The following is a 19369-nucleotide window of genomic DNA, read 5'->3' on the forward strand; positions in this document are numbered from 1 at the left end:
TATGAGGCCTTTTTTTATGTCTAAATTATTATTATTCCTTTTATTAAGTATAAGCTGTGTCACGGCTACGGCTGTTGATTATTATACATCTATTAAATCATCGCTTTATGAATCAATAACTGAAGGCCTCAATGTCCAATTAATTCATGCAGGTTCGGCACATAATTATCTGTTAGTTAAGGGCCGAAGTTTAAATCTGTTAACCAGCGACTTTGCAGATTATAAATTGAGCCTGACAAGAGCAGGATATCAGGTAGGTGTGCTGGGAATTGATTCTACCAGTGTTGCATTGGTTAAATTCCCAAGAGGTCAAACAGAGTTAGTCATTAATCAATTTATATCGCAGTTTTCTGGGAAGTCTTTTATCGACCTGGAATTGATCGTTTTTGGTGAAATTAATCAACAACGATTGCTGGGTAGTATAAATCGTTCTTTTAAGTCATCAAATGTAAGGTTTGAAACAGGCGAAGGAGAGCTAGAAGAGCCTGTCAGCTACCGTTATCAACAACTTCTTCCTAAGTTGGATTCTCAAGTAGTTAATCAGGAGAAACCTGACTGGCGGCTAGCTTTAACAACTGCCTTATTAAATTGTGATTTCGGTTCTGTAAATCATGTGTCCTTTAATTACTATCAAGGCTCAATGTCCTGTAACGATTTTTACCCTAAGTCATCTCTTACTGATAAAGATGTTGCTAACTTGCGTGATGAGTTGTATGCGAAGATACAGCTAGCGGTTGAGTCGCCAGATAGTTTCTTGTTGTATATTAGTTCTTTTAAAGCAGAATCCAGAATTGAGCAATCGCAAAGCTTCTATGTCAATATACCTAATATAGGGATAGACAATATACTGGCATACCAATACAAAAATCTATTGAGTACGCCAAACGGTGATAACCCTGTAGTCAATGTCAATTCAATTGATACGACTTATCAAATCCCTTCTGACATGAAAGCCAAGTCTAGAATGGCACTTTCCCGTACTACCACAATTCAGTTCGATCTGATTGTGAACAGTGGAACTGCTTGCCTGCAGCTAAACTGTCAAAGTCTTGCCGCCATTCCTTACATCAACTATACCAAGTCTGCGGATACACATGTATTTGCAATAAAGTATTCTGCAAGCAATGAAACAACCGTTATTGATGAGCTTAATAAAGTATTATTTATACCTTTGTCGACTGCTAAGGATATAGCTCAAGAGAACTTGTCTGTTTCTTTGTCTGGCGGCTATTTACTTGAAGCTTACGATGAAAGTTTTAGACTGATATCACAGCTACCGGTGGTAAAGGCAAATATTGGCTCTCTCCGCACTAATAACGATTTAGTGAGCTCGTACAAAGCAGAATCAGGGCACAATTTACTCGAGATTAAGCTCAAAACATTGCCGGGTGGAGAAGGCTGGTCAGAGTCGGAGCTTTTATACTTTATTCTAATTAATCAGCTCGCTTACAACATTCCTCAAGCCAATCTATCGAAATCAAATACATTGGTTCGGACATCTATCTCAGACTTTGACTACAGCCAATTTAAAGGCTCTTCCATTTATATGGGCTTTGATTCAACCGACAGAGCAGAAATAGAAGAATATTTTTTGGTTGCTTTAGAGCAAATAGAAGAGCTTGCAAAAGAATTATCAAGAGATGACTTTGTTGCATTTAAAAGCAGTCTGCAGACAAACTTGCGTTTATTAGAACCAGAGCATCAGTCTTATCAACGAGTTTCTATGTTATTTGATATCGACAATCCGCAGTCATTACTATTGGAAAAATTAAACTCTCTTAGCTTTGAGCAGTATCAGTCATATTTAAGTAATACGTTAACCCATACTCACCTTAATATTTCATCTGGGCAGGATTTGAGCAAGGAGTTTAGGGATAAGGTGACTAATTTCATACACAATTAGTCACCTGTAATACGGTTTCTCGCACTATAGCTTTAGCAGTCTCGACATATCTGTTTACGATTCGTTATAAACTTTACTCCTTCTATTCCCTATAATGAGTTAAAAATCACTTATCAGGCCTATGAGTACGAATAAAAGTACATTAAAACGTCTAGTTGATACTGCTGAGCATCTTGTTGAGCGTGGTATCGATAAGCGTGTAAGAATTGCGGTTACAGGTTTGAGTAAAGCCGGTAAGACTGCTTTTATCACCTCTTTTATGAATCAGTTGCTACACGTCACTGATAATGACCAGTTACCTTTCTTTAAACCAGCCAAAGATGGACGACTCTTAGCAAGTAAAGTTAGCTCATATGATGAGCTGCATATCCCCGAGTTTAAATACAAGCAGTCCGTTAGTTACTTAGTTAAAGAGCAACCAGAGTGGCCACCTTCAACTACCGGTATTTCACAAGCACAACTTGATGTTCGCTATAAGATAAAGAATGAGTGGCTAAGAAAAGTTCAGAAACAAAGCCACCTAACGATTGATATCATCGATTATCCTGGGGAATGGTTACTGGACTTACCTTTATTAAGGCTTTCCTACAAGGAGTGGTCATCTCAATGTCTTGAGTTGATAAAACAGAACCGCTCTGACTCAATCGCTGACTGGCAAGAGCAATCAGGACAACTTATTTATCAGCAACCTTTATCTGATGAGCAAATCACTGAAGTCTCCAACGGATATAAAACCTTCGTCAAAAATAATTTCAGTAAGGACCACACCTATAATTTGCTACAGCCTGGACGTTTTATATTGCCGGGCGAGCTCGAGGGTGCACCTGTGCTCGATTTTTTCCCGGTTACTGACTCAGACATTTTACATTCTGACTGGGACTCTCTGGCTCAAGATAGCTTAATTAAAACCTTAGAAAAACGATACAACTATTATAAGAAACAAATCGTCCAGCCATTTTTTAAGGAATACTTTGAGAAAGTTGATCGCCAAATCTTGTTGGTTGATTGTCTTGAGGTGCTAAATGGCGGCTACCAAAACTACTGTAATATGCAGTTTACCTTGATAGAGTTGTTGAAAAGCTTCCACTATGGGCAGTCCAATTGGCTAAAACGTATGTTCAACCCCTCAATCGATAAACTATTAATTGCAGCCACCAAAGCAGATCATGTGCCTCCCGAACAACATCGTCCTTTAGAGGCTTTCTTGCAAGACATGCTACAGGAAGCTAGAAATGATATTCAGTATGAAGGCATTGATTTGGAGACTATGGTCATTAGCTCAGTGAAAGTCACTGAGGCGGTTATGGCGGAACATCAAGGGCAGAAGTTGATGTGCGTTAAAGGCATTGAGCTGGAATCAGGAGAAGAGGTGATTAACTATCCTGGAAAGCTTGCTGAACAGCTCATAACAAGAAATGACTGGCAGGAGCATCAGTATGACTTTATCAATTTTGCCGTACCAGACAATTTAACAAATGGCATCTTGCCCCATATCCGGATGGATAAAGTTTTGCAGTTTTTAATTGGAGATAAATTCCGATGAACGATAAACCAGTCAAAATTAGCATTAAAAAAAACAATGTCAGCGTTGAAAAAGTTGACGAGCAGCTATTTGATTATCAGGGAAATAAATCAATAGTCAGCGAAGCTAACGATGGCCGACGATCCCTGTCTGCGAGTTCAAAGCCAAGGCTACTCGCTAAGAGTCCCAAGAAGAGTCTGCGAAAACTGTTTTGGCCATCACTTTTTACATTTGTTGCTGGGGCTGCTATTTATGAAAGTTATCTGTTTATAGAAAACCTGTTTACTTTTAATGTCGTGCTTGGTGGTGTGGCAACAGCAGTTGCTGGCCTGGCTTTGGTCAGTGGGGCGGTCGGACTGATAAAAGGCTGGATAAGCCGTCGTAAATTGAAGCGTCGTAAAGATAAACAGCAGGTCTTTAACCAATTGTTAGCCGAGAATACTTACGGCGAGGGGCAGAAGGTTATTGATGAGGTGAATGGTGAAATCAGACAGCATCTCGATATCTCTGGTCCTATGTCGGTGTATAGCAGCCAGAAGCAGCAGGTGCATAATGATCGAGAGCTAATCCAGATTTACTCGCAAACTGTATTAGATGGGCTGGACGAGCTGGCTTTGCAGGCTATCAGTAAGCATGCTACTGAATCGGCCGTTATGGTCGCATTAAGCCCGCTAGCGGCTGCTGACATGGCTTTAGTGGCTTGGCGCAGCAGCAAGATGCTACAAGAAGTATCGCGCATCTATGGTTGCCCACAGACAACTCTGGGGCGACTTGGCCTCACCAAACAGGTAATGACCAATATGATGCTGGCCGGTGCCAGTGATATGCTCGCCGATGCTGGAGCTGAGCTATTGGGTAAAAGCCTCACTGCAACGGTATCCACCAAGGTTGCACAAGGTATCGGAGTTGGTTTATTGATTGCGCGGATGGGCATCCAAACCATGAAGTTATGTCGCCCGGTGGAGTTTACTAATGACAATAAGCCTAAACTTAGTTACATTCGAAAATCTTTATACAGCAAGATTACAACTATTCTAAAGAAAAGCGAGCCGTCACAGGACGCTATTAAATCACAAGGGGAGCAACATGATAGAGATTAAAGACCTCGCTAAGACCTTTGCCTACGATAAAAAAGAAGCAAAGAAGAAGAAAGGAACAACGATAACCGATCCTCGCGAAGGTGATGGGGTTTTTCATGCAGTAAAAAATGTGTCCTTTAATTGCAATGCTGGAGAAGTGCTTGGATTGTTGGGGCCTAACGGAGCCGGCAAAACGACGACATTACGCATGCTGTCAACGGCTATTCAGCCAACTGCCGGCCAAATTTTGATTAATGGACATGACGTGACCAAAGAACCGCGGTATGCGCAGAAGCAGATTGGCTTCCTGTCAGGTAAAACAGGGCTTTATCACCGCTTAAGTGTTAGAGAAAATGTCGCCTACTTTGGACGTATGCACGGTTTATCGCGGCAACAAATCGATGAGCGCATTGAAAAGATTTTCACCATGCTGGATATGCATTCTTTTGCTGGCAAGCGGGCTGATGATTTATCTACCGGTATGATGCAACGGGCTTCGATTGCAAGAGCCGTCATTCATGAGCCGAAAGTTCTGGTTTTTGATGAGCCAACAACTGGTCTGGATGTAATCTCAGCTAAAACGGTGCTCGACTTTATTGATAGTTACAAAGGCAGCGAAATGGCGGTGATATTTTCGACCCATCATTTGCATGAAGTTGAGAAGTTATGTGACAGAGTTTGTTTGATTGATTTGGGTGAAACAAAATTCTTTGGCCCAACAAAAGAATTTGCGGCAAGTACGGCATCAGGCAGTTTGTACGATGCTTTCCTGGCCAGTGTAAATAATAATAAAGAGGTGGCTTGAGATGTGGTTAGTATACAAAAAAGAATTGCTAGAAATTTTACGCGATAAAAAAACACTCATATTTTCAATTTTACTACCGACTTTAATTTTCCCAGTTCTATTCTTTGCGATTGGTAAGTTTACTGCAACTAAAACAGAAGAAGCAGAAAACAAAGAAATTAAAGTGGCATTTGTAAATAGCGAAGTGCTTCCAGGTTTTGCTGATTTATTTACCCGCGAAAAAGGTTTTATTAAAGTCGAACTTGAATCCAATGACTATGAGTCAGCGATCTTAGATAAAAAAGTAGATTATATTTTTGAGGTTCCTGAAGGCGTAGCACTACCATCAAGTTCACAAAAGCAAGAGGTATTAAAGGTCTATTCAAAAGAGTCGACCAGGTTGGACAACATCTTGGGTAAAAGGGTTGATGATGTGGTCGATGCTTTCAATAATACCCAACGAATGGAGCTGGGTCGCAATTTCAATCTAACTACGGATAATGTTAAAGCCTTCAATAAACCGATCCTGATCGAGGAAAACAACTTTGCTTCCGAACGAGAGAAAGTTGGTGAGTTTGCAGGACCTATGCTGGCTTACTTGTTGATTGCTCTGGCAGTGTCGGGTGCTATGTATCCAGCACTTGAGCTTGGTGTCGGGGAGAAAGAGCGCGGCACGCTAGAAACGCTCTTACTAACGCCGATGTCCAAAGGTCAAATTGTGATGGCTAAGTTCGGGGTTATCTTCACCGCCAGTTTCTTTACGGTGATAGTCACCTTGCTCAGTTATCTGTTCTGGGTCTGGATATTTACTTTTGCCTTTGAACCCTCCGGAGTTGCGGCAGATGCGGATAGTTTGACCGGAAAACAATCTGGTGGTGGTTTGGACTTCTTATCCAATATCTCTGGCTTAGATCTATTATTGATTGCTGTGCTGTTGGTGCCACTAACCAGTATCTTTGCTTCGATTATGTTGAGTGCCTCGATCTATGCTAAAAACATGAAAGAAGCACAGGCTTATATGTCACCGATCTTTATGATTGGTTTCATGCCGGTCATTGTCGCTTTTGTGCCTGGAATGGAGCTGAATGTTAAAACAGCCATGATACCGGTGACCAATGTTGCTTTAGCTATGAAGGACTTGATCAAAGGAACGGTAGACTATGGTCTGATTACAATACTGCTGGTTTCTACTGCAGTATTGGCTGGAGGACTACTGTACTGGACCACGGTATTCTTCAAGAAAGAAAAGGTATTGTTTAGAAGTTAATAGCTAACTATCTATTAGATAGTAGTTAGAGAGTACTTAGACAGCATTTTCCTTATATTTTGAGAATGTTACACAAATAAAAAAAGGGGCTTTTGCCCCTTTTTTTATTACTAGTGATTCAGCGATTACTTACTATAAATGGTAAGTGTCTGTCCTGGCTTGATAAGGGATGAATTTTTCAAGCCATTCCATTTATTCAAATCGCTGACTTTAACATTAAAGCGTCTGGCGATGGTGTATAAAGAGTCGCCACTTTTCACTTGATAAGTTGTTTTGTTGGAAGCGTAATTTGCATAGCCGCGAGGCCAAACTTTCAATTGTTGGCCAATTCGAATAGTGCTGTTGTGGGCGATGCCATTCCAATTAGCCAGTTGCTTGGTGCTAACACCAAAACGTTTCGCAATGGTCCACAAGCTGTCTCCCGATCGAACTTTATATACTTGGTAACGACGGCGTTGTTGATTTTTGCTGAGGGTGGCAAAGAAGTTCTTCTCATATTCTGTGGCGTTAATAATGCCCGGCATCTTAAGTTCCTGACCAATCTTTAAGAAGTCAGACTTAAGGCTATTCAATTGCTTAATGGTTTTCACCGTAGTGTTATGGCGTTTAGCAATTACGCCAAGATTGTCCCCTGACTTAACTTTGTAGCTTACGGATGCCATTAATTGTTTAGGATCAATTTCGAGTAGCCCTTGATTAAAATGATCAACTGTTTCTGCAGGAACCAGAATCGTCGCATTTTTATGATGGTCTGGAACAAACAGGCGATTGTATGCTGGATTCAACCGATAAAAAGTGTCCTTATCGATTTGAGCTATTTTGGCAAGCTCCATTAAGTTTGCAGGCGCATCAACTTCCACTTCAACAAATGCAGGCTGATTATCAATTAATGGTAAATCTACCTGATATTGAGGGGCGTTCAAGAATATATCGGAAAGTGCTAACCACTTTGGAATATGGCGCATGGTTTCTTTGGGTAATTGCAAAGACCAGTAATCAGTGGCTTTACCTTGGCTCTTATTTCTATGAATCGCTTTTCTGACATTGCCAGGTCCGACATTATAAGCCGCGACTGTCAGTAGCCAGTCACCATCAAACATCTTGTTCAGATACTGATAGTAATCAAGCGCAGCATGAGTAGAAGCGACAATGTCGCGACGACCGTCGTACCACTCATCAATGGTGATACCAAAACCTTTCGCGGTTTTAGGCATGAATTGCCACATCCCCGCGGCTTGCACCACTGAGTGAGCCAATGGATCAAAATTACTTTCTACCATCGGGGTAAATGCCAGCTCAACCGGCATATTACGATTTTCCAACTCGGTAATGATGTAATAAAGATATGGAGCAGCTTTATCGGCACGTTTTAATAATAGATGCGGACTTTTAAGGTATTGTTTCTTAAAGGTTTCAATACGGGGGTGGTTAATATTAGCGAATGTTTGCTGGGTCGCTAAATGCTCCCACAAATTGGGGACAAAAGGGATTTCGTTGGGATCTGTTAACAGTAAAGGGTTCTCGCTATCCAGCTCTGGGGCGGGTAGCGGAGCACCATCTTCGGCAGTTTTCTGATCATCGAAACGGCGATCAACTACTGTATCCTCTTGTTTTACAAGAGAACTACAGGCAGTCAAACCCAAACAACTTATCAATAGCAAGCGCTTCATAGGCATTATTATTTATTAAAAATTATCTTTTAGTTGTCTGATTGTAGCAAAAGTTTCCACTGGATCAGAGAGACTTTTATTCTGTGCTCGTTCTGCGCTTTGAATCACGGTTGACTCTGTGCACCGCAAAAATGGATTGGTTTTGAGTTCGCTGTCGATAGTGGAGGGCAGTGTTTCCAGATCCTGCTCGCGTAATTTCTGGCAATTCTCTTCCAGCTCTAATAAGTCTGCATTATCCGGCTCTACCGTTTTAGCAAAGGCAATATTGGCTAAAGTGTATTCGTGGGTACAGTAAACCAGCGTGTTCGGAGGCAGTTGTGCCAGCTTTTGCAGAGAATGGTGAAAGATATCCGGTGTACCTTCGAACATGCGTCCACAGCCTGCCCGGAACAGGGTATCGCCACAGAACACCAAGCTATGGCTCTTTAAGTCATGACCAGACAGGTTTTGACAAAAATAGCCAATATGCCCCATGGTATGGCCGGGCAGGTGAAGGATGGAAAACTGGTAGCTATCATCAAACAGACTAATAGTATCGCCCTCATCAAGCTCAGTATCGGTAAAACTGAGTTGGTCGTGCCTGGAGGCATACACATGGCAGTGATAACGATTTTTGAGTGCCTGCACACCACCAATATGATCATTGTGGTAATGGGTGACTAATATGCTGTCTAAAACAAGGTTATTTTCTTCAAGGAATTCAATAACGGGGCGGCTATCGCCGGGGTCAACAACAGCTACTTTGCTTCCCTCGGGCGAGAAAATAACCCAGATATAGTTATCGCTAAAGGCTTTTAAAGGAATAATACGCACTGGCTTGCTTGAGTCCAATTGTCGGGTTAGCATGGCTTCTAATGTACATAACCCACTATTGGCTGGCAACCTGCCGTACAATGCTTCTTTTAGGAAGACGAGAAAACGATGACCAAGAAACTGTCTGAACTCAGTTGGCCGGAATTACCCGCAGGCAATCGTATTCGATATATCTGGCAGGAATGGTTGCAAGACCATTTTGAAGATTACCAGGGCGGTTACTTGCTGACGCTGGACAGTCTGACACAATGTTTAAGCCTGCCGGATCAGGGGTTTGAGTATGAGATTCGCCTGGGTAAAAGCCTGAAGCATTGTGTTGAAGCCGATCCTGAGCAATTGCCATTTATGACCGATTCCCTGCAAAGTGTGGCGATTAGTCATGCTTTAGAATACACCGCGAACCCCAGTGTTCTGTTAGGGGAGATTCATCGCAGTTTGGCACCTCAGGGTTATTTATATGCCTTAATCTATGCACCTGATAATCCCTGGTATTGGCAGGGTAAGTTGCGACTTGCACCAAAGCGACGAAATTTGCCGGTGCATCGACTCACTTTGAGCCGCTATACTGACTGGTTTAATTTACTCGGCTTTAAGGTTCTGGAGGTGGAAACTATTGGCTGCCCCTGGTGGCGAGGTTTTAAAAACTTCCAAAGGAAGAGTGAGATGAACAGAGCTTGGCTTTCAGCGCCGATTGCTTACATGGTCAAGCTGCAGAAAAAAGTTTCAACTATGACGCCTATTCGACCACTGGAAGAAAAAATGTCAGTGGCTATGGCAGGTAACCTGGCTAATATATCAACCAAACAACTAGAAGAATGAGCTTGTGAAGAAAATTGAAATTTATACTGATGGTGCCTGTAAAGGCAACCCTGGCCCGGGTGGCTGGGGAGCTTTATTAAGATACGGTAAACATGAGAAGCATTTATTTGGTGGTGAGTTGAATACCACCAATAATCGTATGGAATTGATGGCCGCTATCGAAGCCTTAAAAGCTTTAAAGGGTAAGTGCCAGGTCGATCTGACCACAGACTCGGTTTATGTTAAAAACGGCATTAACCAATGGTTGGAAAACTGGAAAGCAAAGGGCTGGAAAACAGCGAACAGAAAACCGGTTAAAAATCAGGATTTATGGCAACAGCTCGATCAGCAGGTAGCCAGGCACAATGTCACCTGGCACTGGGTAAAAGGGCATAGCGGTCACGCCGAAAACGATATTGCTGATGAGTTGGCCAATAAAGGTGTTGAGAAAGTATTGCAGTCCTCTGGCGTATAAATCGAGAACCATAATCACATGAGACAAATTGTATTAGATACAGAAACCACAGGTCTTGAACCATACGATGGTCATAGAATCATCGAAATTGGTTGTGTAGAGCTTGTTAATCGAAAGTTTACCGGTAATCACTATCACCAATATCTGCAACCGGATCGTGAGATTGATCAGGGTGCGATGGAGGTGCATGGTATCACCAATGAGTTTCTGGAAGACAAACCAAGATTTGTAGACGTTGTCGATGAGTTTCTGGAGTTTATAGAAGGCGCTGAACTGGTTATCCATAATGCGCCATTTGACGTGGGCTTTCTTGATCATGAATTAAGTTTACTTGATACCAATAAGGGCAAGCTTTCCGATTACTGTAGCGTGCTTGATACTCTTGTTTTAGCCAGACAGATGCATCCTGGCCAACGCAACAGCCTCGATGCGCTCTGTAAGCGTTATGAAATTGATAACAGTCATCGTGAATTACACGGCGCTTTGCTCGATTCGGAAATCTTAGCTGATGTTTATTTGCGTATGACCGGTGGGCAAACCAGTTTGACCCTGGGACGACAGAACGCAGCCAATCAACAAACAACAGAAACTACGGTTCGTCGAATTTCTGCAAACCGACAACCACTGAAAGTAATTAAAGCAAGTGAGTACGAAGCCACTGAACATCAGAAAAAACTATCATCGTTGAATGATGCCATCTGGAATCAACAGGAAGGGTAGAATGTCAGAATTTGTATCCAGTTATATTGAGAATAAAGTCCTGCATATTGAGCTAAACCGTGTTAGTAAAAAGAACGCCTTAACGTCCGATATGTACACGGCACTGACTAAAGAGTTTATATCAGCTAAAAGTAATTCCAATATTCATGTAGTGCTTTTCAAAGGAGCCAAAGATTGCTTCTGTGCTGGCAATGATATTGCAGACTTCTTACAACAACCTGTTTTAGAAAGTGGTAGCCCAGTACTGTCTTTTTTAAAAGCGTTGTACAGTTTTAACAAACCAATTGTGGCGGCTGTTTCCGGCCCAGCAGTCGGTATTGGGACCACCCTATTACTTCATTGTGATCTGGTTTACGCTACCGAGCAAACCTATTTTAGCTTACCTTTTATTGATTTAGGGTTATGTCCAGAGGCAGGTTCCAGTTATTTGTTACCTCGTCAAATAGGCTACGTACGAGCTGCTGAACTGTTATTGTTAGCAGAACCATTTGATGCCGCAAAAGCAAAAGAATGGGGCATCATCAACGATATTATTGATGCTGATAACTATTGGCAGTTTGCTCAGGAAAAAGCTGAAATCCTCGCCAAGAAACCAGCACAGGCAATGCAGATGAGTCGCCAATTGATACGTTCTAATGCAGACATGGTTGGGCAGGCGATTGAGCGTGAAGCACGAAATTTTTCAGAACTGCTTAAAAGCGATGAAGCAAAAGCGATTTTCAAAAAGTTCTTAGAAAAATAAGATTGCTATCTGTATTGGTAAAAAAACGGACATAGTGTCCGTTTTTTTATGAGTGACATCAGTTTAAGTAATTTTAATGCCCGACCATGAAATAAACCACTAAAGTAATAATAGCGGCACCAGCCAAATTCATAATAAAGCCATTTCGCACCATCATTTCAACAGATAGCTTGTTACTGGAGAATATAACGGCATTCGGTCCTGTCGCAACCGGTAACATAAAGGCACAGCTGGCGCTGATAGCTGCTGGGAACATTAATATAGCCGGATCCATATTAGCGGCAACCCCTGCTGCAGCGAGAATAGGCATCAGCAGTGCTGCTGTGGCCGTATTGCTGGTTAGCTCGGTGATGAAGGTGACGATCAGGCAGATTGAAACGATTAATAATACTGGAGGTAAGTCGGTCAAAAAGCCCATAGAGTTACCGAGTATTTCACTTAAGCCGGAAGCAGTGAATGCTGAGGCGATGGCGATACCACCTGCAAACAGGAGTAAAACCCCCCAAGGTATTTTATTGGCCGTTTCCCAGTCCAGAAGCTTACCACCCTTACCATTGGGAATCATAAACATGGCAATGACGCCGAGCAGTGCAACTGATGCATCATTGGCGTGGGTAAGGCCTAATAATTGACTCCAACCGCCAAAAGGTCCTGTTCTGAACACCCACAGAAAAGCAACTACTGCGAACACTGCCAGAGTGCGTTTTTCTTCTGCTCGCCATTTGCCGACTGGCGGTAGGTCATAGCTTTGATTGGCTTCGAGCTTTCGGGTCAACCACAGCCACATAACAGGAACAAACAGAATAACAATCGGTAGCGCCCAAATCATCCAGTCAATAAAGCTGATCACTTCACCTGTTGCTTGCGCATAAAAGTTCATAAATAGAAGGTTGGGTGGTGTGCCGATCGGCGTTCCTACGCCACCAATGTTGGCGGCGTAGCCAAGCCCAAGCAATAAAGCTATGGCAAATTTGCGAGTATTTTCATTATCGGGACCACACTGAACAATTGCCATGGCAACTGGTAATAGCATCAATGTTGTGGCTGTGTTGGATATCCACATACTCAAGCTGGCACTGGCGATCATAAAGCCAAGCACAATTCGTTTTTCTGAGTGCGAACCCACTAACTTAATCATGCCGAGCGCGAGTCTTCTGTGAGTACCACTTTTTTCTAAAGCGGTCGATAAAATAAAACCGCCCATCAGTAATAGAATCAGCCAATGACCATAAGCTTCTGCAACTTGCTTAGCACTAAGTACATCAAAGGCTGGGAAGGCGGCAATAGGTATTAGCGAAGTCGCAGGAATAGGGATAGGTTCAAAGATCCACCAGACTGCGCACAGGGTAGCAATAGCTGCAGTGATTGAAGCTGGGTGAGAAAAGTCGGCATTCGTCATTAGAACATAGACCAGAACTGCGAATATCGGCCCAAAAAATAAAGCTAGATGTCGTAAGTGTTGTTGCATTGCTTAACGCCCCCATTTTGTTAAGCGGAACTGATCTCTTTTAATGCTTTTCTTGTGAATCAGTCTTTTGTTTTGAGTCGGATTGATCTTCTAATTGAGGAGTTTCGCCTTGATTATTACTCTTTGAAGCTTTCTGTTGTTTCTCATTTTCGTTATCATCGTCTTCATAAGGTTGCGCTTTGACGCCTTTAGGTACTCTCCAAAGATTCGCTGAACGCTTTAATGAAATGATGCCAGCAAACAATATGGCAAAAATAAGAAAAGTTACGGCTATCGCTTTTAACATTCTGAACCTCTTTAAAGTATTTCCTGAAAAGTACGTTATTTACAATGATTGCTCTTTGCAGATCCTCATAACGTACTTCTGCACCAGGGCGTCGAGTTTGGGCATGATAAATTGTTTACCCCCAATCTCTGACTGTTCCAATGAGGTACGTAACAACTCTAATGGAAATTCTTCCAGTGCTTTTTCAGCAACTGGCTTGTAACTGATATGCCAAGGTTCGCAGGCTACGCCACCAATATCTTCTGCGTATGGCTTGAAAAAATGATACCCGCTGAGATGATCTTCCAGCCAGTCGCTAAGCAGTCCGCAAGGTCCGCCCTTGTCAAACTCTTGCTTAGTGAGTTCGACATCATGGCCCATGTCGATAGCACCAGCATCGAACACATCGAAATCTGTGCCCCAATGATGGCGACTAGCACCGGGTAACGCTGAGTAATGCAAGATAGCGTTAACTCTTTCCTGCCCATCTAGATCTTGTGAGTTGACGCTTGAACCATCACGCAAATTAAGCGTGACTTCCTGATAATATTTTTTATTCCAGATAGCTAGTTGATGCTCAAAGGACCGATAGCTGCTAACAATGCGCAACGGAATACCGTCAAGTTCAGAGCGGCGAATAAGTTTAGCAATAGGAACTAATACTTCATGATGACATTGAAACTTTTGTCCAAGCAATTCGCTATTGTCGGCAATATGCAAAAGTTGATCCTGGTTAAGACCAATAATTTGTTCGGCTGTCATCATAGAAGAATGCATAGAGTGCCTTATGGTTGTGGCTTAAAGTGTTTTGGAGTCGCCAATAGCTCTACTAAGATCTGGTAGTAGACTTCAGTGAGCTTGTCGAGGTCTTCAATTTTAACGCATTCATTAATTTGATGAATGGTTTTGTTTACAGGCCCAATCTCAACAATTTCGGCGCCAGTTTTAGCGATAAAGCGACCGTCTGACGTTCCACCGGTGGTTAATGGTGCTGTATTAATCTGGCAGACTGCCTTGATGGCATTGCGCGCTGCGATCAAGAGATGACCATGGTCGGTTAAGAAAGGCTTGCCATTAAGCTTCCAGTTAAGGTCATACTCAAGGTTATATTTATCCAGAATAGCAATGACTCTTTGCTGTAATTCTTCGTGAGTCGTTTCGGTGGAGTAGCGGAAATTAAACTCAACATACTTTTCACCTGGGATGACGTTACCGGCTGTACCAGCTTTGATTATGGCAATCTGAAAACTGGTTGCCGGGAAAAATTCGTTGCCTTGGTCCCATTCGGTATGAGCCAATTCATCTAATGCCTTGAGCGACTTATGAATGGCGTTATCAGCAAGATGCGGATAGGCAACATGACCTTGAGTGCCTTTTAAGTTTAAAAAGCCGGTTAAGGACCCGCGGCGTCCGTTTTTAATGACATCACCAAAGACTTCCGAGCTGGATGGTTCGCCTACTACGCAATAGTCCAATGGCTGGTTACGTTTCATTAACTCTTCAACAACTCTGACCGTGCCATTAATAAAAGGGCCTTCTTCATCGCTAGTGATCAAGAAACCTATTGAGCCACTATGGTCTGGAAACTCGTTAACGAAACGTTTAGTGGCAACCAGCATGGCGGCCAGGCTGGATTTCATATCTGCAGTGCCACGACCATAAAGATAGCCATCTTTTTCCGTTGCTTCGAAAGGTGGAGTGTTCCACTTTTCTAACGGCCCAGCGGGCACCACATCGGTATGTCCGGCAAATACGAACACTGGTCCTTCGGTTTTACCTTGACGCAAAGACCAGAAATTACTGGTATCTGCAAAGTTCATAATTTCGTTATTGAAACCAAGCGCTTGAAGATACTCCATCATCATTTGCTGACAGCCAGCATCTTCTGGCGTCACTGATGGACGATTGATCAAGTTTTTACTGAGTGCCAGCGTTTCGCTCATGAAGGTGTCTCGTTAGTTGAAGATCGCCTGATACTGCTCGGGCTTAAAGCTTAAATGGACATCAATACTTTTGCCGTCTTTTAACACTAGTACTGGGCGTTTAATCAAAGTGACTTTTTCCAGCATTAAATCCAAAGCTGAGTCACGGTCGATATTATCTTTGACCGATTGGTCAAGCGGTTTCCAGGCAGTACTTCGTTTATTTAAAAAAGTTTCCCAGCCAATCGCTTTGTCCCAACTTTCGATGTCTTTTCGTGGCAAAGGGTTTTTACGATAATCCACGAACTCATGTTTGATGTCATTAGCTTCCAACCATTTAACCGCTTTTCGTACGGTATCGCAATTGGGGATTCCGTAGATCGTAACTGCTTTGCTCATAACTGAAACCTCATACTGAAACTCTTAAATTAAAACTTATCCATGCGCAGTAAATCGTTAATGCTCGTTTTTGCACGCGTTTTCGCATCCACTTGTTTGACGATGACCGCACAGTTCAAATTGTATTTGCCGCAATTAGAAGGCAAGCTACCCGGCACAACCACAGAGCCAGCAGGAACGCGACCATAAGACACTTCATCGGTCAGCCGGTTATAAATTTTGGTGCTCTGGCCAAGGAAAACGCCCATCGAAAGTACAGAGCCTTCTTCGACAATCACACCTTCAACCACTTCAGAGCGTGCGCCAATAAAGCAGTTGTCTTCAATGATAGTAGGGCCTGCTTGCAATGGCTCTAACACGCCACCAATACCAGCACCGCCTGAGAGGTGTACATTCTTACCGATCTGTGCGCACGAACCTACCGTGGCCCAGGTATCAATCATGGCACCTTCATCAATATAGGCACCGATGTTGGTATAACTTGGCATCAAGACAACATTCTTAGCGATGAATGAACCGTGACGGGCAATAGCGTGTGGCACGACACGTGTGCCGCCAGCTTTGAATTCTTCTTCAGTCATGTTCTGGTACTTCATTGGCACCTTGTCGTAGAACTGAGCCAGGCCAGTATCAATGACTTTATTGTCATTCAAACGAAATGATAAGAGTACCGCTTTCTTTAACCATTGATGGACAACCCAATCCCCATCAATCTTTTCAGCAACACGAGCTTTGCCTGAATCAAGCAGGTTTAACGCTTCACTGACCGCGTCTTTAACGTCTTGCGGTGCAGATGCGGGTGATAATTGGTCACGGTTTTCAAAAGCTTGTTCAATAGTGGTTTGTAATGACATAGTGATTCTCTTTTACAATCAAATAAGGGTGAATTCGGTTAGCCAGCAATGGCTTCTAAAATAGTCTGTTTCACTTGTTTCAAGTCAGTCTTATCTTTCAATGGCTGATTGTCACGACGACTTAAAGTAAATGTATCTTCAACACGTTCACCGAGGGTCACAATCTTGGCCGAGTGAACTTTAAGCTCACACTCCATAAATGCCTGCCCCAATTTTGCCAAAAGTGCAGGGCGATCCAAAGCGGTAATTTCTAAAGTAGTGAGATTAGAGTTTTCGTCATAACTAAAAGCTATGCGTGTTTTGACGTTGAAGTGCTTCAAGCGACTCGGAACTGCGCGACTGACATCCAGCTTGCGGTGCTCTAGATCCGATAACCCTTCAATCAAGTTGTCTTGAATTTCTTGAATGCGACGCTCATACGACAATGGATGTCCTTGCTCATCTAATACGATGAAGGTATCAAGGCACAAACCTTTTGGTGAGGTATAAAGTGTTGCAGCTTGAATGTTCAGATGATTCTGACTCAATAGTGCAGTTATTGCAGCAAACAGATCGCTCTGATCTTCAATCGCAATAAACACTTCTGTACCCGCCTGCGAGCGATGATTCTTGATGGCCACATAAGGCAACTCAGGTTGCGACATCAACTGCTCGGTTTGCCAGATAATTTGCTCCGGGTGATAACGTAATAAATACTCATCGCCCAACTCATCCAGCAACTCTCTGATCGGTTCAATCGAATCGCCCACCTTGCCAAATTGTTCTAAGACCTGTTGACGCGTATCTTGCACCATTTCACTTTGATTGGCTCGTGGCGTGGATTGAGTCAGGTATTGCTTGGTGGCTAAAAAGAGTTCTTTCAGTAATGACTCTTTCCAGGAATTCCACAGTGTCGGATTAGTCGCTCGAATATCCGACACGGTTAATACATACAACAATTCCAGATGCAAAATCGAAGGGATTTGCTTACCAAAGGTTTCGATGACATCCGGATCGCTGATATCTTTTCGTTGTGCTACCAGCGACATGATCAGATGATTTTTTACCAGCCATGAAATCAGTTCGCAAATGTGTGGCTCCAGGCCAATACTTTGCGCATAGTCTAGTGCATCAACCGCACCAAGTTCCGAATGATCGCCGCCACGACCTTTACCGATATCGTGGAAAATTGCCGCCAGATATAACGGCGTTGGATCAACCAGTGTTTTCATGATTTTGCTGCACAGAGGAAACTCTTGCTGAAACTCCGCTCTGTTGTAGCGAATGATATGGCGCAGTAAAAATAAGGTATGTTCATCAACCGTGTAGGCATGGAACAAGTCGAATTGCATCTGTCCTTCGATTTTCGCGAACAGTGGAATTAGTGAACCCAGAATATTGGTTCGTTTCATCAGAGCAAAGCCGCGACTGGTCAGCTGCTTAGTGGATAGAAACTCTTTAAAGAAACTGATATTGATGGGGTCTTTTCGGTATTGCTCATTAACAATTTGTTGGCTGGAGCGAATGATACGAAGGGTTCGAGCTTCGATTTCCTGAATTTCAGGATGCAATGAAATATGACGAAAAATTTTAATCAGGCAGTGAGGCTTTTTATAAAACAGATCGGGATCATTAGCGCCAATGCGACCTTTATAAATATAAAAGTCATCATCCAGGTCAATGACCTTTTGACGCTCATCAGATTGTAAATGTTCTTGCTCAAAGACCTGAATGAATAGTTCATTCAGATTTCGAATCGACATCACAGCCCGATAATAGCGCTGCATCATATGTTCAACCGCAAGCTTGTGCGAGTCATCTTCATAACCGAGCCATTCAGCGACTTTTTTCTGATGCTCAAACAAAAGCCGATCTTCACGTTTGTCACACAGCACATGCAAGGCGAAGCGCACACGATTGAGATATTGTTGATGATTGATCAGACTTTTATATTCCCGGCGAGTGAAAATGCCATGAACGATCAAGTCATGCAAACTGCTGGTTTTAAAATGTTTTAAGGTAATCCATTGCATTACCTGCAAATCTCGCAGCCCACCCGGGTTGGACTTAATATTAGGCTCAAGATTAAACGAGGTGTCTTTAAATTTGGCGTGGCGTACACGCTGCTCACTGACCTTTGCCTGAAAGAATTGTTCTGAGGGCCAGAAGGTATCTGATTTGATGACTCTGAGCAGGTCTTTGAATAAAACATTCTCACCACACAGGAAACGTGACTCAATCAGATTGGTAGCAACCGAAATTTCGGTTCGTGATAACTCCTCGCATTGGCTGACAGTGCGGACACTATGACCGACTTCAAGTCCGATATCCCATAGAAACGCTAACCAGGCTTCTAGCTCCTGAGTGTGCTCAGAGCTAGAGTCTTCATTTAATAAAACCAGAATATCGAGATCGGAATAGGGTTGTAATTCTTCTCGACCGTAACCCCCGACCGCAACCAGGGCTGAATGGCCATTGACCTGAAACTGTTGCCAGCTGGAAATAAGAATATGATCGAGCAGGGCGCTGCGAGCTTTTAACAGCTGATTGATGCGAGTACCTTTCTGAAACTGTTTTACCAGAGCATCTAACCCAGCCTGCAAGTATTTCTTGTAGCTTTTAAGTCGTGCGCCAGGATCTCTCGAGTCGGCACTTTTAAGAAGCTCTGCAGCTTTCGGCAGATAATTGTATTTATCAGGACTGGCCACA

General features: G+C 42.9%; 18 protein-coding genes. 9 read left to right on the top strand and 9 right to left on the bottom strand.

Going from position 1 to position 19369, the window contains the following annotated elements:
• Positions 1 to 16 precede the first annotated feature (16 nt).
• From ACN0VI_RS05130 to ACN0VI_RS05150, 5 genes are all read left to right on the top strand, one after another.
• Positions 17 to 1903 carry a hypothetical protein gene (locus ACN0VI_RS05130; protein ID WP_417445995.1) on the top strand — a complete coding sequence of 629 codons (1887 nt, stop codon included), beginning with the start codon at positions 17 to 19 and terminating at the stop codon, positions 1901 to 1903.
• 121 nt (positions 1904 to 2024) lie between these two features.
• Positions 2025 to 3446, top strand: coding sequence for a YcjX family protein (locus tag ACN0VI_RS05135; RefSeq protein ID WP_417445996.1), 1422 nt, complete (start codon positions 2025 to 2027; stop codon positions 3444 to 3446).
• On the top strand, positions 3443 to 4525 hold the full coding sequence (locus ACN0VI_RS05140; protein ID WP_417445997.1) for a YcjF family protein: 1083 nt from the start codon (positions 3443 to 3445) through the stop codon (positions 4523 to 4525). Before ACN0VI_RS05135 ends, ACN0VI_RS05140 begins: the two co-directional genes overlap by 4 nt.
• Positions 4512 to 5309, top strand: a complete 798-nt coding sequence (locus tag ACN0VI_RS05145) for an ATP-binding cassette domain-containing protein (RefSeq protein ID WP_331891900.1) — start codon at positions 4512 to 4514, stop codon at positions 5307 to 5309. Before ACN0VI_RS05140 ends, ACN0VI_RS05145 begins: the two co-directional genes overlap by 14 nt.
• A 1-nt stretch (position 5310) precedes the next feature.
• Entirely contained in the window at positions 5311 to 6555 is a 1245-nt protein-coding gene (locus ACN0VI_RS05150) for an ABC transporter permease (protein ID WP_417445998.1), read from the top strand.
• A gap of 125 nt (positions 6556 to 6680) precedes the next feature.
• Here the strand turns inward: ACN0VI_RS05150 and ACN0VI_RS05155 are convergent, their stop codons facing one another.
• Both ACN0VI_RS05155 and gloB read right to left on the bottom strand, forming a co-directional pair.
• On the bottom strand, positions 6681 to 8192 hold the full coding sequence (locus tag ACN0VI_RS05155) for a LysM peptidoglycan-binding domain-containing protein (protein ID WP_417445999.1): 1512 nt from the start codon (positions 8190 to 8192) through the stop codon (positions 6681 to 6683).
• A 48-nt stretch (positions 8193 to 8240) separates the two neighbouring features.
• A complete protein-coding gene (gene gloB / locus ACN0VI_RS05160) occupies positions 8241 to 9071 on the bottom strand; it encodes a hydroxyacylglutathione hydrolase (protein WP_417446000.1) in 831 nt (276 codons plus the stop codon).
• A 75-nt stretch (positions 9072 to 9146) separates the two neighbouring features.
• Between gloB and ACN0VI_RS05165 the strand changes: the two genes are divergently transcribed.
• Genes ACN0VI_RS05165 through ACN0VI_RS05180 form a run of 4 tightly spaced genes read left to right on the top strand, consistent with a single transcriptional unit; the run spans position 9147 to position 11773 of the window.
• Positions 9147 to 9857, top strand: a complete 711-nt coding sequence (locus tag ACN0VI_RS05165) for a methyltransferase domain-containing protein (RefSeq protein WP_331892862.1) — start codon at positions 9147 to 9149, stop codon at positions 9855 to 9857.
• 4 nt (positions 9858 to 9861) lie between these two features.
• The gene (gene rnhA, locus ACN0VI_RS05170) at positions 9862 to 10311 is read left to right on the top strand and encodes a ribonuclease HI (protein ID WP_417446001.1); all 450 of its coding nucleotides are present in this window, start codon (positions 9862 to 9864) and stop codon (positions 10309 to 10311) included.
• 18 nt (positions 10312 to 10329) lie between these two features.
• Positions 10330 to 11031 carry a DNA polymerase III subunit epsilon gene (dnaQ, locus tag ACN0VI_RS05175; protein WP_417446002.1) on the top strand — a complete coding sequence of 234 codons (702 nt, stop codon included), beginning with the start codon at positions 10330 to 10332 and terminating at the stop codon, positions 11029 to 11031.
• Between the two features lies 1 nt (position 11032).
• On the top strand, positions 11033 to 11773 hold the full coding sequence (locus ACN0VI_RS05180) for an enoyl-CoA hydratase (protein WP_331891549.1): 741 nt from the start codon (positions 11033 to 11035) through the stop codon (positions 11771 to 11773).
• A 73-nt stretch (positions 11774 to 11846) separates the two neighbouring features.
• Here ACN0VI_RS05180 and ACN0VI_RS05185 read toward each other — a convergent pair whose 3' ends face one another.
• From ACN0VI_RS05185 to glnD, 7 genes are read right to left on the bottom strand one after another with little or no spacing between them, the layout of a single operon-like run.
• Entirely contained in the window at positions 11847 to 13241 is a 1395-nt protein-coding gene (locus ACN0VI_RS05185; RefSeq protein WP_417446003.1) for an SLC13 family permease, read from the bottom strand.
• A gap of 40 nt (positions 13242 to 13281) precedes the next feature.
• Positions 13282 to 13527, bottom strand: a complete 246-nt coding sequence (locus ACN0VI_RS05190; protein ID WP_331891552.1) for a hypothetical protein — start codon at positions 13525 to 13527, stop codon at positions 13282 to 13284.
• Between the two features lie 39 nt (positions 13528 to 13566).
• A complete protein-coding gene (locus tag ACN0VI_RS05195) occupies positions 13567 to 14271 on the bottom strand; it encodes a M15 family metallopeptidase (protein ID WP_417446004.1) in 705 nt (234 codons plus the stop codon).
• Positions 14272 to 14291: 20 nt separating this feature from the next.
• Entirely contained in the window at positions 14292 to 15449 is a 1158-nt protein-coding gene (gene dapE / locus ACN0VI_RS05200; RefSeq protein WP_331891555.1) for a succinyl-diaminopimelate desuccinylase, read from the bottom strand.
• A 12-nt stretch (positions 15450 to 15461) separates the two neighbouring features.
• Positions 15462 to 15827, bottom strand: a complete 366-nt coding sequence (locus ACN0VI_RS05205) for a Spx/MgsR family RNA polymerase-binding regulatory protein (RefSeq protein WP_417446005.1) — start codon at positions 15825 to 15827, stop codon at positions 15462 to 15464.
• A gap of 29 nt (positions 15828 to 15856) precedes the next feature.
• Entirely contained in the window at positions 15857 to 16681 is an 825-nt protein-coding gene (dapD, locus tag ACN0VI_RS05210; RefSeq protein WP_331891558.1) for a 2,3,4,5-tetrahydropyridine-2,6-dicarboxylate N-succinyltransferase, read from the bottom strand.
• Positions 16682 to 16719: 38 nt separating this feature from the next.
• Positions 16720 to 19368 carry a [protein-PII] uridylyltransferase gene (glnD, locus tag ACN0VI_RS05215; RefSeq protein ID WP_417446006.1) on the bottom strand — a complete coding sequence of 883 codons (2649 nt, stop codon included), beginning with the start codon at positions 19366 to 19368 and terminating at the stop codon, positions 16720 to 16722.
• Between the last annotated feature and the right edge of the window lies 1 nt (position 19369).

Source organism: Kangiella sp. (genome assembly GCF_048265365.1).
GTDB lineage: Bacteria > Pseudomonadota > Gammaproteobacteria > Enterobacterales > Kangiellaceae > Kangiella.

Excerpts from the sequence above, each read along its gene's own strand:
- ACN0VI_RS05130 (WP_417445995.1), top strand. The coding sequence starts at position 17 with ATGTCTAAATTATTATTATTCCTTTTATTAAGTATAAGCTGTGTCACG.
- ACN0VI_RS05135 (WP_417445996.1), top strand. The coding sequence starts at position 2,025 with ATGAGTACGAATAAAAGTACATTAAAACGTCTAGTTGATACTGCTGAG.
- ACN0VI_RS05140 (WP_417445997.1), top strand. The coding sequence starts at position 3,443 with ATGAACGATAAACCAGTCAAAATTAGCATTAAAAAAAACAATGTCAGC.
- ACN0VI_RS05145 (WP_331891900.1), top strand. The coding sequence starts at position 4,512 with ATGATAGAGATTAAAGACCTCGCTAAGACCTTTGCCTACGATAAAAAA.
- ACN0VI_RS05150 (WP_417445998.1), top strand. The coding sequence starts at position 5,311 with ATGTGGTTAGTATACAAAAAAGAATTGCTAGAAATTTTACGCGATAAA.
- gloB (WP_417446000.1), bottom strand. The coding sequence starts at position 9,071 with ATGCTAACCCGACAATTGGACTCAAGCAAGCCAGTGCGTATTATTCCT.
- ACN0VI_RS05165 (WP_331892862.1), top strand. The coding sequence starts at position 9,147 with ATGACCAAGAAACTGTCTGAACTCAGTTGGCCGGAATTACCCGCAGGC.
- dnaQ (WP_417446002.1), top strand. The coding sequence starts at position 10,330 with ATGAGACAAATTGTATTAGATACAGAAACCACAGGTCTTGAACCATAC.
- ACN0VI_RS05180 (WP_331891549.1), top strand. The coding sequence starts at position 11,033 with ATGTCAGAATTTGTATCCAGTTATATTGAGAATAAAGTCCTGCATATT.
- ACN0VI_RS05185 (WP_417446003.1), bottom strand. The coding sequence starts at position 13,241 with ATGCAACAACACTTACGACATCTAGCTTTATTTTTTGGGCCGATATTC.
- ACN0VI_RS05190 (WP_331891552.1), bottom strand. The coding sequence starts at position 13,527 with ATGTTAAAAGCGATAGCCGTAACTTTTCTTATTTTTGCCATATTGTTT.
- ACN0VI_RS05195 (WP_417446004.1), bottom strand. The coding sequence starts at position 14,271 with ATGATGACAGCCGAACAAATTATTGGTCTTAACCAGGATCAACTTTTG.
- dapE (WP_331891555.1), bottom strand. The coding sequence starts at position 15,449 with ATGAGCGAAACGCTGGCACTCAGTAAAAACTTGATCAATCGTCCATCA.
- ACN0VI_RS05205 (WP_417446005.1), bottom strand. The coding sequence starts at position 15,827 with ATGAGCAAAGCAGTTACGATCTACGGAATCCCCAATTGCGATACCGTA.
- dapD (WP_331891558.1), bottom strand. The coding sequence starts at position 16,681 with ATGTCATTACAAACCACTATTGAACAAGCTTTTGAAAACCGTGACCAA.